The following is a 12990-nucleotide window of genomic DNA, read 5'->3' on the forward strand; positions in this document are numbered from 1 at the left end:
TTTCCGTCCGAAATTGCGTAAAAACAAATATTTAGCCATCAGGCACTGGCTTTGCCGGCCATTTCGAGCAGCGCCAGCACGCTGCGCCAGTTGCGCGCCGTGCCCGGCACCTTCAGCGTCCGCGGAATGAGATTGGCGAACACCGACTTGCCGAGCCCGTCCGGCGCGTGAAGGTACAGCACGTCGCCCTTGATCTCGAAGCTCTCGGGGCCGGTGCATTTGTCCGCGAGCCGCTTGGTCTCCTCGGCGGTCGGCTCGCGCTCCAGAGCATAGGCGTGCAGCTTGGTCGGTTCGCCGGCGACTTCCGGATAGGGATTGTCCCTAACCAGCCGCTCGAACCATCCGGCGTCGCGCACGATGATGCGCGAGTTGAAGCCCCACTTTTTCTCGAAGGCTGCCTCGATCTCCTTGGTCAGCGCCGCCGTATCCTCTTGCTTGGCCCGGAAAACGACATTGCCGCTCTGCACATAGGTTGCGACATCGGTGAAGCCGAGGCTCTCGAAGAACGCTTTGAGCTCCGCCATCTTGACGGTGCGGTTGCCGCCGACATTGATGCCGGAAAACAGCGCGACGAAGACCTTGTTTTTTGCGCTCATATGATGAACCCCGCCAGCGTTTCGTTGTCGGTGATGTCCTGATACTGCACGCCCTCGGCGTCGAAATTGGCTTTCAACAGGTCGAAGTTGCGCCGGTCCTTGGTTTCGATGCCGATCAGCACCGAACCGAAGTTGCGCGCCGATTTCTTGAGGTATTCGAAGCGGGCGATGTCGTCGTCGGGACCGAGCATTTCGAGGAAATCGCGCAGCGCGCCCGGGCGCTGCGGGAAGCGGATGATGAAATACTTCTTCAGCCCCTCGAAGCGCAGCGCCCTCTCCTTCACGTCCGGCAGCCGCTCGAAGTCGAAATTGCCGCCGGAAACCACCGCCACCACGGTCTTGCCTCTGATCTCCTTGCGCGAAAAATCCTTGAGCGCGTCGATCGCCAGCGCGCCGGCCGGCTCCAGCACGACGCCCTCGACATTGAGCATCTCGATCATGGTGGCGCAAAGGCGGTTCTCCGGCACCAGCCGGACGGCATCGGCGGTGAAATCCTTGAGATGGCGCAACGGCTCGCGGCCGATCTCGGCCACCGCGGCGCCGTCGACGAAATTGTCGACCTTGGCGAGCCTGACCCGTTTGCCGCTGGCTAGGCTCTCGCTGAGGCTCGGCGCGCCCGCCGGCTCGCAGAATACGAAACGCGCGTCGCGATGCTGTTCGGCGAAATAGTGGGTCACGCCGGCTGCGAGGCCTCCGCCCCCGACCGGCAGCATGACGATGTCGGGCATGCGCCCGCCGGGCATCTGGGCGGCGATTTCATAGGCAACCGTCGCTTGGCCCTCGATGATGTCCTTGTGATCGAAGGGCGGCACCATGTGCGCGCCGGCACTCTCGGTGAATTCGAAGGCGGCGCGATAGCAATCGTCAAAGAAGTCGCCGACCAGCCTGATCTCGACGAAATCGCCGCCGAACAGCCGTGTCTTGTCGATCTTCTGCTGCGGCGTCGTCACCGGCATGAAGACGACGCCCTTTTTGCCGAAATGGCGGCAGACGAAGGCAAAGCCCTGCGCATGATTGCCGGCCGACGCGCAGACGAACAGCTCGGCATTGTTGCCCGCGGCGAGCGCCTTGCGAAAGAAATTGAACGCGCCCCTGATCTTGTAGGAGCGCACCGGCGTCAGGTCTTCGCGCTTCAGCAGCACCCGGGCGCCGGTCTTTTTCGACAGATAGTCGTTCTCCTGCAGCGGCGTTTCCGGAAAAATCCCGCGGATCGCCTCAGCGGCTGTGGCAACCCGGGCGGAGAAGCTGGTCACTGCAAGTCCCTCATTTCGTTTGCGCATCGAGGCCGCGCCCATGCCGACGCGGCTCCCTCGATGATCAGCCTTCCTGACGCCGTTTTGGCTTTTGCGCAACAGTAGGATGGCCACGGGTCCTGAGCCGAACCGGTTTCCGCTGGACACGACTTACTTTAGCCGCACTTCGCCTGTCCGGGAGGGTTCGCGGAGGTGGATGGCCAATCGTGGCCGGAGTGGAAGTGTCGACGTGTATTTGAAGACGATTCTGATCATAGCCCTTTCCCTGCTGATGGCGGGCTGCGCGGGCCACCAGACCCAGGAAATTTTGGGCAGCGTCGTCGTGCCGACGCAGGCGACCGAGATCGCCGGCAATCACTCGATCTTCATCGCCACCACGCGCAAGCGCTCCGACGACCCGAACAAGGTCTTTGACGGCGAGCGCTCGGCGACGCTCAACTACGCCCGCGTCAACGTCACGGTGCCGCCGGTTCATCAGACCGGCCAGATCGAGCGCCGTTCGCGCGGCAAGTCGGACGACCCGACGAAGTATTTCATGGCCTCCGAAGTGGTCGGCTACGACACGCAGCCGAAATTCGCCAACGCCCTCAATGCCGACATCGATGCCCGCGGCGGCCGCGTCATGGTCTTCGTTCATGGCTACAACACCGGCTTCGACGATGCCGTCTACCGGCTGACCCAGATCGTGCACGATTCAGGCTATCCCGGCACACCGGTGCTGTTCTCCTGGGCTTCCGGCGCCAAGACCACCGACTATGTCTATGACAAGGAAAGTGCCGCCGCCGCCCGCGATCAGCTGGAAGTGACCCTGCGCATGCTGGCGCAGACCGGCGCGCGGCGCATCGATATCGTCGCCCACTCGATGGGAACGTGGGTGACGATGGAGACGCTGCGCCAGCTCGCCATCACCGGCGACCGCGATCTGAGCGGCAAGCTCGGCGATGTGGTGCTCGCCTCGCCCGACATCGATGTCGACGTCTTCAAGAGCCAGATGCGCCGCTACGGCAAGCCCGACAAGCCCTTCATCCTGCTCTTGTCGGACGACGACCGGGCGCTGCGGCTCTCGGGCCTGATCGCCGGCTCGCGGCCGCGCGTCGGTGATTACCGGGATGCCGCCGACCTTGCCACCTACGGCGTGACGGTGGTCGACCTTTCCAAGATCAAGGGCAGCGACAGCTTCAACCACACCAAGTTCGCCGACAACCCTGAATTGGTGAAGATGATCGGCCAGCGTCTGCGCGAGGACGATGGCTTTGCCAGCGATCGCGACGTGACCGACCGCATCGGCCAGTTGGCCACGCAGTAACCGCATCCGCGCTGTTTGCGCCTCGTATCGACTTTGAACTGGACCCGGCAGCTCTCTGGCTTTATCGGAAGAGCAAGAGAGGCTTGCCGCCCTTTGGGGGATCGCGGGTGATCGTACGTGTCGAGATCGTGCTTGGCCTTGCGTTTGCGCTCGCCATCAGCGGCTGCGCCGGCCAGAACGCGCATGACCTTCTCAACCGTAAGGCGGTTACCGTGCCTGCCTCCGACATTGCCGCCACGCACGAAATCTTCGTCGCCACCACCCGCCAGCCAGCGACCAAGGACCCGCGACAGGTGTTCGACGGCGATCGTTCGCTGACCACCAGCTACGCCCGTGTCGACGTCACCGTTCCCAAGGTGCATCAGGTCGGCGCCATCGAGCGCGCCAAGGGTTCCGCCGACAGCAACCCGGCCAAGCAGTTCACCGCGACCGATGTCGTTCATTACAAGGACGCTTCGCAATTCGCCAAGGCGGTCGGCGCCGACATTTCCATGCGCGGCGACCGCGCCCTGGTCTTCGTGCACGGCTTCAACAACGGCTTCGATGACGGCGTCTACCGGCTGACGCAGATCGCGCACGACACCAAATATCCGGGCACGCCGGTGCTGTTCTCGTGGGCGTCGCGTGGCAAGACGACCGGTTATATCTACGACAAGGACAGCTCGACCGCCGCGCGCGACGACCTCGAAGCGACCCTGCGCATGCTCGCCAAGACCCGGGTCAAGAGCATCGACATCGTCGCCCATTCGATGGGAACCTGGCTGACGATGGAGGCGTTGCGCCAGCTCGCCATCACCGGCGACCGCGATCTCGGGGGCAAGATCGGCTATGTCATCCTGGCTTCGCCAGACATCGACGTCGATATCTTCAAGAAGCAGATGATCCGCTACGGCAAGCCCGACAAGCCATTTGCCGTCCTGCTTTCCGCCGATGATCGGGCCCTCAAGCTTTCGTCGCTGATCTCAGGCGACAAGCCACGCGTCGGCGACTACGGCAACGCGGCCGACCTTGCGAGCTACGGAGTCGCCGTGGTCGACCTCAGCCAGGCCAAGGGCGGCGACAGCCTGAACCATGCCAAGTTCGCGGACAATCCGATCCTGGTGCAGTTGCTCGGCAACCGCCTGCGCACCCCTGCCGGCCTGGCATCCGATGAGCCCGACCCGGCGCAGTTGAACAACATCGGCCAGGGCCTCGGCAAGGCGGTGGGTTCGGTCGCCGAGGTCATCATCACGACGCCGTTCAAGGTGCTGACGGTCGCCACGGGTGGGTAGCCGGCACCCGCCGCCCTGGTTCAGATGAAAAGATCGACCTTCCGGAATGTCGTCACGTCGACCAGGCCGACGTCTGAGATTCTGAGCTCCGGAATGACCACCAACGCCAGCAGCGAATGCTGCATATAGGCGTTGTTGAGCGAGCAGCCGACCTTGCGCATCGCCTCCGTCAGTTGCTCGGCTTTCGCTGCCACGATCTCGGCGCGTTCGTCGGACATCAGGCCGGCGATCGGCATCTCGACCAGCGCCAGTTCCTTGCCCTTGGAATAGAGCACGACGCCGCCGCCCACCTCGCCCAGCCGGTTGACGGCCAAGGCCATGTCTTGCTTGTTGGTGCCGACGACGATGATGTGGTGCGCGTCATGCGCCACGCTCGAGGCCATCGCGCAGTCTTTCATATAGCCGAAGCCGGAGACGAAAGCGTTGGTGACGCCGCCCGTGCCGCGATGCCGCTCCACCAGGGCGATCTGGCAGATGTCGTTGCGGCGATCCATGGCGACCAGCCCGTCCTCGACCTGCAGATCGGCCTCCAGCGCCCGCGTCGGCGCCTGGTTCTCGATCACGCCGATCACCCGCGCCCGCACCTCGTTGGCGCCCTGCGGCGCCGCAATGTCGAAGTCCCTGGCCGCGAGCTTCTTGCCGAGTTTGACGGTGTTCTTCGCGGATTGCGGATAGTCATAGGGTGCGATGTCAATCTCGAGCTTGCCGGACTTCGCCAGCCTCACGCCGCGGCCATAGACCTCGTCTATGGCCATCTGGGCGAGATCGGAAACGATCAGCAGATCAGCCAGCCGTCCCGGCGCGATCGAGCCAATCTCGCGCTCCAGCCTGAAATGCTGGGCCGTGTTCAGCGTCGCCATCTGGATCGCCGTCACCGGCTTCAGGCCCTGGCTGATGGCATGCCGCACCACTCGGTCCATGTGGCCTTCATGCACAAGCGTGCCGGAATGGCTGTCGTCGGTGCACAGAATGAAATTGCGCGGGTCGATACCGCCCTCGGTCACCGCCTTGATCTGCGCCGCGACGTCGTACCAGGCGGAACCCAGCCTCAGCATCGCCTTCATGCCCTGGCGCACGCGCGCGATCGCGTCCTCGGCGCGCGTGCCTTCATGGTCGTCCTCCGCACCGCCCGCGACGTAGCCGTGGAACGGCAGGCCGAGATCGGGCGACGCATAATGCCCGCCGACCGTCTTGCCGGCCTTGACCGTCTCGGCGATTTCGCCCGACATCACCGGATTGTTGGCGGCGACGCCCGGAAAATTCATCACCTCGCCAAGCCCGATGATGTTTTCCCAGGTCATCGCCTCGGTCACGTCGGCCACCGTCAACTCGGCGCCGGCATGCTCAAGCCCCGGCGCCGACGGCACGCAGGACGGCATCTGCACATGCACGTTGATCGGCATCGCGACCGCTTCGTCATGCATCAGGCGCACGCCCGGCAGGCCGAGCACATTGGCGATCTCGTGCGGATCGATGAACATCGAGGTCGTGCCGTGCGGGATCACCGCGCGGCAGAACTCCGTCACCGTCACCATGCCGCTCTCGACATGCATGTGCGCGTCGCAGAGGCCGGGCACCAGATAGCGCCCGCCGGCATCGACAACCTTCGTTCCCCGGCCGATGGCGTGGCCGGCATTCGGCCCGCAATAGGCAAAGCGGCCGGCGGCGATCGCGATGTCGGTGCCCGGGATGATCTCGCCCGAATGGACATTCACCCAGCGCCCGTTGCGGATAACCAGATCGGCTGGCTTTCGTCCCATCGCCACGTCGACCAGATGGGTCGCCACTTGCGTCCAGGGCCTGGGTTTCGTCGGACTGGTGTGGCTCGCCATGAAGAACTCCTGTTTGCCCGACTGTGCCAAGCGGGCGCGGTTTTGACCAGTTGGCAAGACTGGATTGTTTTTAAGGCAGGACCGATTCTCGACTCCACGCTTTTGGGCGACATGCACTAGACTTGAGGTTCAGGCCGCCGTTCGGGGCGCGGAAGAGATGGCGCAAACGATCCGGTTCGCAATTTTCGCGCTGTCGGCATGTTGCGCCGGCCTGGCCTTCTTCACTTTGCATTCGTTCTGGGCATGGGCCTCGCCAATCGCCATCTTCATCGCCGGCTCGTTCCTTGCAGACGACGCTTTCGGCCGGCTGGCCTCGCCGGAGGAGAAACAGCGCGATCTGGAAGATCATGTCCGCAATCCATCAACGTAAACCACTGTTGCAGGAATACAATTTCGTTTTATTTCGAATAAGGCTAGGTTGCGCCAAGGAGACTTTCGGAACCGCGATTTCGGAGTGCCCGATGCGTCGTTTGGCGCTTGCCAGTGCCGGCTTTCTCGCCCTGCTGTCCGGGTCTGCCTGGGCAGCGGACATGGGCAGCGCCCTGCCAATGACCGCGCCTGGATTCGACTGGACCGGCTATTATGCCGGCATGCAGGCCGGCTACGGTTGGGGCCGGTCCGACATCACCGGCAACGACGGCGGTCCGTTTTCGGTCAAGCCCGACGTCGATGGCGGTTTCGTCGGCGGCCACGTGGCCGGCCTTTGGCAGTTCGACCAGGCTGTGCTCGGCGCTGAGGCCGATCTCAACTATGCCTCGATCGACGGTACCGCCGACGCCGGCCCGGCGAACACTTTCGGCACCGACATCAAGTGGTTCGGATCCGTCAATGCCAGGGCCGGCTACGCCATGGATCGTTTGCTGCTCTATGGCATCGGCGGCGTCGCTTTCGCCGGCATCGAGACCTCGCAGGCGGCGGGCGCGGCCTTTGCCCGAACCCGCACCAGTACCGGCTGGACGCTCGGCGCCGGCGTCGATTACGCGGTGACCAACAATGTCGTCGTCGGCGCGCAGTATCGCTATTACGATTTCGGCAAGGAGCATTTCGATGCTCCAGACACCTTCACCGACCGCGACCAGGACGTGAAACTGCAGACGCTCGGCGTGAATTTCAGCTATAAATTCTGAGGGTTGGCCCGTTGTGATTGCCGCGGCGCCACTCTCGTGCCGCACTATCATCACTTGGAAATCAGGCGGCCGGCGCCCGCAGGGGGCGGGGAATGGGTAGGGGCCTGATAGACGCCGGCCTCGGCGGATCGATCCGCCACGCGACGAACCCTAGCGTTACCGTGAGGAGCCGTAATTTCGCGCCCCTTTCCAACCCGCCCTATCCCTGCCTGGGCCGGACATGGCGGATACGCCCGCCACCCTCTCGGTCAGGATCGGTCAAAGCCGTCTTTCCCTCCGGCATCGCCGCGAGGCACTCCTCCAGCCGCTGAAGCCGTGCTTTTTGCCAGCGCAGCGTGTGCGCAATCTCGTGCAGGTCCCATTTGGCCTTCGAATTGGCGGCCTTGATCAGATCGAGTTCGAGCCGATCGATATCGCGGCGCAACTGCCGCGTCTCCGCCTCCCGCAACCCCCTGATCCAGCCTGGCCCTCGCATGGATTCCACCATCAAAGCCGGTCCGATGCTTGCAGAAAAGCGCTAACGAGATCGGTTTGGAGAAACTGGCATTTTAAATATTGCTAATATTAAGTCCGTACCCACGGTCGGATCTGACCGACGGATACACGACAGACGCTTCCCGTACGTCCTTGCGCCAAGGACGTGGGACCTTCGAGACGGGTGCGCCGATGAAGAGGTCCCTGGCAGCCTGGGATGTCGCCCAGTTGGGCTGCGTCGAACAATATATTAGCGATAGCTTGTATTACAGGCTCGACAGGATCATAATAGCCTCGCGGTATGGGGACTTTGAGGGAGGTTCCAATGCGACCGATCCTTCTGATCGTTGCCGCAGTGGCCGTATTCTTTGTCTGGGACGGTTTGGCCAACAAGGGCGCATATAGAATTGCGCTGATGAAGACAGTTGACCAGGTCGAGAACTTCCAGGGCCTGGTCAGGGTCACTTGGAATTAACCAGGCACAGGGCTGCACGGATCGTCGCGCCGGACTGATGTTGCAATTGGCCGCCGTCTGAGCCATGCCACACTCGTGGTCACACAGGCACGCCTATCTCTTCAAACGATAGCGGCGGCGATTGAAGCTGCGATCACGACAGGCGGAAGAGCAAAACCAGCCTTTCTGTGCGAATTTGGTGCCAAACCCGCTGACACGGCTGGACCTATTTCGACCTAAATGCTTGTAATCGCGGCGCGCGGACGTGGCGGAATTGGTAGACGCAAGGGACTTAAAATCCCTCGATCTCTGATCGTACGGGTTCGATTCCCGTCGTCCGCACCACATTGAAATCGCTAGATAATTTGCCTCTTACCTTGCGTTGTGGCTACCCTAGTAAAAGTTGACGTGGGTAGCCGTAGGGGTAGCCGAGACACGAGAAAGCCCCGGGAGGAAGCCGATGTTGAAGCGTGGGGATCGCCATCGCGCTAATGGGAAGCGCCCGCTACGTTTGCCGCAGCGAGCGCTCCAGTGGCCCCCGTTTTGCCCCTCGACGGCAAAGACGGTACGCCTCGTTTAGCTGGAGAATAAGCGCGCATCGGTTGAATCCGCTCGCTATTCCAGTTGCGTGACTTTTCTGCCACAGGACAAAGCCCGCCACCTTGAGGCAGCGGGCCAGTGCAGCGGAAAACTTTTCCGCCGTTCAGAGCGACACAAGTGGGTCGCCGCACCGGGAGGATTATATTCCTCATCGGTACTCGGTCGGCAAGCCAGGTCGACGGGTTTTTTCTGAGGTAAATGAGAGCCCATCAAGCCGGCAGCGGGCGACGGGCTCTCGCCGGGGGTCTACCTGGCACGGTGCCCCAGACAGTCAGCCCTCGAAGCGGCCGGCGTCGAGTTCATTCCCGAGAATGGCGGCGGCGCCGGGGTGAGGCTCAGGAAGAAATGACGCAACGCGATGCTGGCGATCACTGAAAATGCGTCGGGTCCGCTGTCGACGGCTCCAAAAGCGCAAAGGTTTCGCAGCTGGACACTTCCGAGAGACAGCGGACTCAAACGGGCCAAGAGGGGACAAGGCCCTTTATGATCCCTATGCGGGGATCATGGTGATAACACCGGGGCAGGTACAAACGTTCCGTCGGTTGAAAGATATATTCCAACTCCCGCTCTCCACGCCCGATTTGACTCGCTAATCCGCTACTAAAGCGTACAGAAGGGATGTCGCTGACCAACTGAACGGGCGTTGGCGCTTGGAAGAGTCGATCACGCTTTCGCCCCACGAGGAAAAAGCGATGTTTTACGATGGCTCTGCGGATCCACAGCAACTTGCAATGCTCACAAAGGTTCTCAATGACTATTGTAGCGAGGCAGGAATCCCCGACGGCCATGCTGCAAAGGAACATTTCGGCCGGCGGCTCATGAGTCTGTTTGAATCCGGGATCGATCAGCCGGATCAACTCACTGCAAAAATGAACACTGGCTATGAGGATTGGCTGGGTGAGATCGGCGCTACCGGCCATTTCACTCCGCCAGAACTATCGCCCGCTGACCGTCTAGTGGGCGACAATATCCTGCCAGAGTCAGACCGGGGGCAGGCCAGCCGAAACGAATAGAGTGCGGATTTAAGCCAGAAGGACGCGGACCACAGGAAGCGCGCATTGGCCGGTGTGGTGTAAGGACCCCCTCCGAAGTTGCACCGGCCAGCCCGGTTAAGATTCGCATCGCTTTGGCCGGCGCATATCAAGGCAGACATTCCACCGAATCGGCGCCGGCCGCAGGTCGAGGCGGGCATCGAGTCCGCCTTCGGCCTAGGTTCAGCCGCCCATCTTCTTCGCCATTGCGCAGAAGTCTGCGTGCGACTTGTTGAGTGTGGCGTCGCCGCAGTCCTTCAATACAGCCTTCTGTTCATCGGGTTTCATGGCCGTCCAGGCCGCCTTGAAGTCAGCCTCGGACTTCATCGTTTTCATGCCGGCATCGGTGAAAAACGGCGACATCTTTGCCGGATCGTCGAGTGCGGATGTGTTGCCACCGGTGAGTGCTGAGCCTGTCATCATCGCAAACGCAATTGCGCCCATTGTAAGCATCTTGATGTTCATTTTGACGATTCCTCCGTGGTTAGGTCCTCCTTCCGAAAAAACGAGGACCCACCGAACTCGGTTCCAGCGCCTTGCGCATATATTAGCTACGGCTTGACTACCAACCGAACCGCCCCAGAGTCATGGAAATGGCGAAGGGCAGTATCAAGACAGGCGTTGAGGTCGCCATCACCGCGACCGTGCGGCGTTACCGAGGACCGCGTGAGCGTCTCGATCCCGTCTTACGGCTTCCCGCATTCGATCATCGACCGGACTTCCAAGGTGAAGAAAGGCCAGCCGGTGGAGCTTATTGGCAACGTCACTCATGTCGACGGCGAGCTGGTGACAGTGAACCTCGGAGTCCCCGTTACCGTGAACATGGACACGTTACGGTTGATGACCGCCTATGCGCCGCCGACGCGGAAGAGACCGCTGGTGGACAAGGCGACATGACCAAGCTTTCTGATCTAGGACCGCCGATCATCGGCCGTCTGCGTGGGAAACAGCCCGACGACGAGCGACCATTTCCACAGGTGCCCGGTGTGCGGCCAGACGGTTGACCGGCGCGACCTGCGGCAAGTCATGTGGCATGAGCAGCCGGCGCATGAGCTGCTGGAAATAGCTGCTGGAAATGGATAGCTGAACGGTCGGCGGCGGCACACATAGAGCACTCGCTGTCCCACCTCGGGACTAAAATGCTGGCATCCGCCTTGCATCTAAGAGATTGCCGGTACTCCTCCACCGGACTCCTGATGGGGATCAGGAAGTAACTTCGCCGGGCTTGAGGATTGGGGTTCCTCGCCCGGCGGTCCTTCTTTCAGCAGTTGCTAAGAACTGGTGTCTTCGCACCAGAGGATGGGGGATTCACAGATTCGCGGTTTCGATCTAGAATCTGGGAATGGAGGCGATCTTCGACGACATCGCTGCTGCCCTCAGAGAGCCACGCACAGACCTTTGGCACCTGTCCGCGCTTCGGGCCATCGACATGGCCGGCAAGCTCTTCCTGGGCATCGCCATCGGCCTTGGCGTCGGCCTGGGGATGGTGATCGCTGGTTAAGCCACAAGCGCTAGCCAGAGCACGGGCGGAAAGGCCAGCCACGGCATCCGCCCGGCCACGAAAGCCTTCGATTTCAGCTTGTCGAGAAGAATGCGAAACGCGGATCGTCGTCGAAAATCTTACGCCAGTGCACCTTCTCCGTGTAGTAAACGGGAGCCGACAAATTCGGCAGGCGCCCATGCAACCGGTAGAAATACCCGGGCCATGCGATTATGCCAGACGAGCAACCACAGGTTGAAGACCGCCAAAAGCGCCCTCGCCCCGATCCCGGTCAGATCTCGCCGCCCGCGGTGGCGCCGGGGTTAGGCTGCGGAAGAAATGACGCTGCGCGTCGGGGATGCTAGCGATCAGCGGCGCGCCACCACCAACGGTCCGATAGGTTCGAAGAAGCTCGCCAGCACGCCACTGGCCAGCGCCGCTGTGGCCGGAATCTCGCCAGTACCATCCTTGGCCTTCAGCTCACGAATGGTCTCCGCCAGATCGTTCGTCTCGATCTCGTAGATCACCAGATATCGGTAGGGCGTCGCCGTGCTTTGTTCGGGGCTCAGCCGGAAGCGCTGGGCCGAAACCAACCCTGGTAGCTTTTAATATGTCATGCACGTGGCGATCATCGTACCAGGCGTTGAACTCGGCCTCGCGTCCCTCGACAGGATTGGTTAGCACGGCAAAGACATGTCGGCTCATTTGGTCACCTCCTCCTAACCTAGCTAAGGCTTCTTCACCTTCGGCGTGATCTCCTCGACGCGCACCTTGTCGCCGATCTCCTTTGCCATCGCCAGTGCCTTAGCCACCAGCGCGCGTTTCCTGCTGGCCTCTACCGCGCTCTGGCGCAAGCCTTTGCCTTGCTCCGCACGATGCGTGGCATGTTCCCTCGCCAGCGCCATGCATTGAGTTGCCATGCCACTGGTTCGGCAGCCTATAGGTGCCGACGCCCTCGATCTCGACTTCGGTGAGGGGAGTCCGTGCCAGCATGCCGCGCCTCGCTTAGGAGAACGCTGCGATATTGCATAAGTCTCGGCTTCGCGCGTGTTGATACAAATTCAGCCAGCCGGTGCTGCTCTGGTCCCAGCTACACCGGTCGGCCCGGCGGGCGCTTTGCCTGAGCTGGCTTGCCGGGCCGCTCCCGTATATCAGGGACAGGGTGTCTAGCGTCGCTTTTGGCCTGGGCAAGCGCCAGCCCCGCCATGCGACTTATGCGACCTTCAGGTTAATGACGCGCATCACTGCGACCACTGTTCCGTTGTTCGTAGCAGCCTCTTTCGTACTGCCCTTGCCGCAGCTCCAAACGTCGCCTTCCTTGGCCGTGAACTTCATATCGCCGGCCGTAACTTCCAGCTCGCCTTCAGTGACCGTGCAGACCATGTCGTCGGCCATCACATCCCCCAGCGGGCTAGTTCCCTTCGGCTGATAAACGACGTCTTCCATGACGATTTTGTTGTACCCTTTGATACGGGAGTCTCGTGTCCCCCGTTCGACGAGGCGAACGCCAGGAAAAATCTCTTTGCCATCAGTCGGACCGTAGGACTTGGCCGCCACCGGAGTGGA

The 12990-nt window shown here is 61.7% G+C and carries 16 protein-coding genes and 1 tRNA gene; 9 read left to right on the plus strand and 8 right to left on the minus strand.

What is annotated here, in order from left to right; genetic code table 11:
* Positions 1-38: 38 nt before the first annotated feature.
* Positions 39-596, minus strand: coding sequence for a DUF1697 domain-containing protein (locus F3H96_RS15535; RefSeq protein WP_149802604.1), 558 nt, complete (start codon positions 594-596; stop codon positions 39-41).
* Positions 593-1849, minus strand: a complete 1257-nt coding sequence (gene ilvA / locus F3H96_RS15540) for a threonine ammonia-lyase IlvA (protein WP_149802605.1) — start codon at positions 1847-1849, stop codon at positions 593-595. Before ilvA ends, F3H96_RS15535 begins: the two co-directional genes overlap by 4 nt.
* 271 nt (positions 1850-2120) lie before the next feature.
* On the opposite strand from ilvA, the gene F3H96_RS15545 reads away from it, so the two are divergent.
* Together F3H96_RS15545 and F3H96_RS15550 are read left to right on the plus strand one after the other, a co-directional pair.
* Positions 2121-3155: an alpha/beta hydrolase gene (locus tag F3H96_RS15545; protein WP_244620024.1), complete on the plus strand. Its 1035-nt coding sequence runs from the start codon at positions 2121-2123 to the stop codon at positions 3153-3155.
* Between the two features lie 107 nt (positions 3156-3262).
* Positions 3263-4426, plus strand: coding sequence for an alpha/beta hydrolase (locus tag F3H96_RS15550; RefSeq protein WP_149802607.1), 1164 nt, complete (start codon positions 3263-3265; stop codon positions 4424-4426).
* Between the two features lie 20 nt (positions 4427-4446).
* On the opposite strand, the gene ade is transcribed toward F3H96_RS15550, so the two are convergent.
* Positions 4447-6258, minus strand: a complete 1812-nt coding sequence (gene ade, locus F3H96_RS15555) for an adenine deaminase (RefSeq protein ID WP_149802608.1) — start codon at positions 6256-6258, stop codon at positions 4447-4449.
* A gap of 157 nt (positions 6259-6415) precedes the next feature.
* Between ade and F3H96_RS15560 the strand changes: the two genes are divergently transcribed.
* Both F3H96_RS15560 and F3H96_RS15565 read left to right on the plus strand, forming a co-directional pair.
* On the plus strand, positions 6416-6628 hold the full coding sequence (locus F3H96_RS15560; protein ID WP_149802609.1) for a hypothetical protein: 213 nt from the start codon (positions 6416-6418) through the stop codon (positions 6626-6628).
* A gap of 91 nt (positions 6629-6719) precedes the next feature.
* A complete protein-coding gene (locus F3H96_RS15565; protein WP_149802610.1) occupies positions 6720-7385 on the plus strand; it encodes an outer membrane protein in 666 nt (221 codons plus the stop codon).
* A gap of 199 nt (positions 7386-7584) precedes the next feature.
* Here the strand turns inward: F3H96_RS15565 and F3H96_RS15570 are convergent, their stop codons facing one another.
* Positions 7585-7809, minus strand: coding sequence for a hypothetical protein (locus F3H96_RS15570; protein ID WP_188131407.1), 225 nt, complete (start codon positions 7807-7809; stop codon positions 7585-7587).
* Between the two features lie 375 nt (positions 7810-8184).
* Between F3H96_RS15570 and F3H96_RS30555 the strand changes: the two genes are divergently transcribed.
* The 3 genes from F3H96_RS30555 to F3H96_RS15585 all read left to right on the plus strand — a co-directional run bounded on the left by F3H96_RS30555 (position 8185) and on the right by F3H96_RS15585 (position 9926).
* Positions 8185-8334 (plus strand): hypothetical protein, encoded by a 150-nt coding sequence (locus F3H96_RS30555; RefSeq protein ID WP_188131408.1) that lies wholly within the window; start codon positions 8185-8187, stop codon positions 8332-8334.
* A gap of 238 nt (positions 8335-8572) precedes the next feature.
* A tRNA-Leu gene (locus F3H96_RS15575) sits at positions 8573-8658 on the plus strand.
* A 905-nt stretch (positions 8659-9563) separates the two neighbouring features.
* Positions 9564-9926: a hypothetical protein gene (locus F3H96_RS15585; RefSeq protein WP_149802611.1), complete on the plus strand. Its 363-nt coding sequence runs from the start codon at positions 9564-9566 to the stop codon at positions 9924-9926.
* A 201-nt stretch (positions 9927-10127) separates the two neighbouring features.
* Here F3H96_RS15585 and F3H96_RS15590 read toward each other — a convergent pair whose 3' ends face one another.
* Positions 10128-10409, minus strand: a complete 282-nt coding sequence (locus tag F3H96_RS15590; protein WP_149802612.1) for a hypothetical protein — start codon at positions 10407-10409, stop codon at positions 10128-10130.
* Positions 10410-10610: 201 nt separating this feature from the next.
* Here F3H96_RS15590 and F3H96_RS15595 point away from each other — a divergent pair, with 201 nt between their 5' ends.
* Together F3H96_RS15595 and F3H96_RS30560 are read left to right on the plus strand one after the other, a co-directional pair.
* Entirely contained in the window at positions 10611-10841 is a 231-nt protein-coding gene (locus F3H96_RS15595; RefSeq protein WP_348530063.1) for a hypothetical protein, read from the plus strand.
* A 445-nt stretch (positions 10842-11286) separates the two neighbouring features.
* Positions 11287-11445 (plus strand): hypothetical protein, encoded by a 159-nt coding sequence (locus F3H96_RS30560; RefSeq protein WP_188131409.1) that lies wholly within the window; start codon positions 11287-11289, stop codon positions 11443-11445.
* Positions 11446-11792: 347 nt separating this feature from the next.
* On the opposite strand, the gene F3H96_RS30565 is transcribed toward F3H96_RS30560, so the two are convergent.
* The 3 genes from F3H96_RS30565 to F3H96_RS30570 all read right to left on the minus strand — a co-directional run.
* Positions 11793-11951, minus strand: coding sequence for a hypothetical protein (locus F3H96_RS30565; RefSeq protein WP_188131410.1), 159 nt, complete (start codon positions 11949-11951; stop codon positions 11793-11795).
* Between the two features lie 201 nt (positions 11952-12152).
* Entirely contained in the window at positions 12153-12344 is a 192-nt protein-coding gene (locus F3H96_RS15605) for a hypothetical protein (protein ID WP_149802613.1), read from the minus strand.
* 292 nt (positions 12345-12636) lie between these two features.
* A partial coding sequence (locus F3H96_RS30570; RefSeq protein WP_188131411.1) for a hypothetical protein occupies positions 12637-12990 on the minus strand: 354 nt, incomplete at its 5' end.

It is taken from the genome of Mesorhizobium sp. NFR06 (assembly GCF_900115245.1).
GTDB lineage: Bacteria > Pseudomonadota > Alphaproteobacteria > Rhizobiales > Rhizobiaceae > Mesorhizobium.

Coding starts and splice junctions, on each gene's coding strand:
- F3H96_RS15560 (WP_149802609.1), top strand. CDS start 6,416: ATGGCGCAAACGATCCGGTTCGCAATTTTCGCGCTGTCGGCATGTTGC.
- F3H96_RS15590 (WP_149802612.1), bottom strand. CDS start 10,409: ATGAACATCAAGATGCTTACAATGGGCGCAATTGCGTTTGCGATGATG.
- F3H96_RS30560 (WP_188131409.1), top strand. CDS start 11,287: ATGGAGGCGATCTTCGACGACATCGCTGCTGCCCTCAGAGAGCCACGC.
- F3H96_RS15535 (WP_149802604.1), bottom strand. CDS start 596: ATGAGCGCAAAAAACAAGGTCTTCGTCGCGCTGTTTTCCGGCATCAAT.
- ade (WP_149802608.1), bottom strand. CDS start 6,258: ATGGCGAGCCACACCAGTCCGACGAAACCCAGGCCCTGGACGCAAGTG.
- F3H96_RS15565 (WP_149802610.1), top strand. CDS start 6,720: ATGCGTCGTTTGGCGCTTGCCAGTGCCGGCTTTCTCGCCCTGCTGTCC.
- F3H96_RS15545 (WP_244620024.1), top strand. CDS start 2,121: ATGGCGGGCTGCGCGGGCCACCAGACCCAGGAAATTTTGGGCAGCGTC.
- F3H96_RS15605 (WP_149802613.1), bottom strand. CDS start 12,344: ATGGCAACTCAATGCATGGCGCTGGCGAGGGAACATGCCACGCATCGT.
- F3H96_RS30555 (WP_188131408.1), top strand. CDS start 8,185: ATGCGACCGATCCTTCTGATCGTTGCCGCAGTGGCCGTATTCTTTGTC.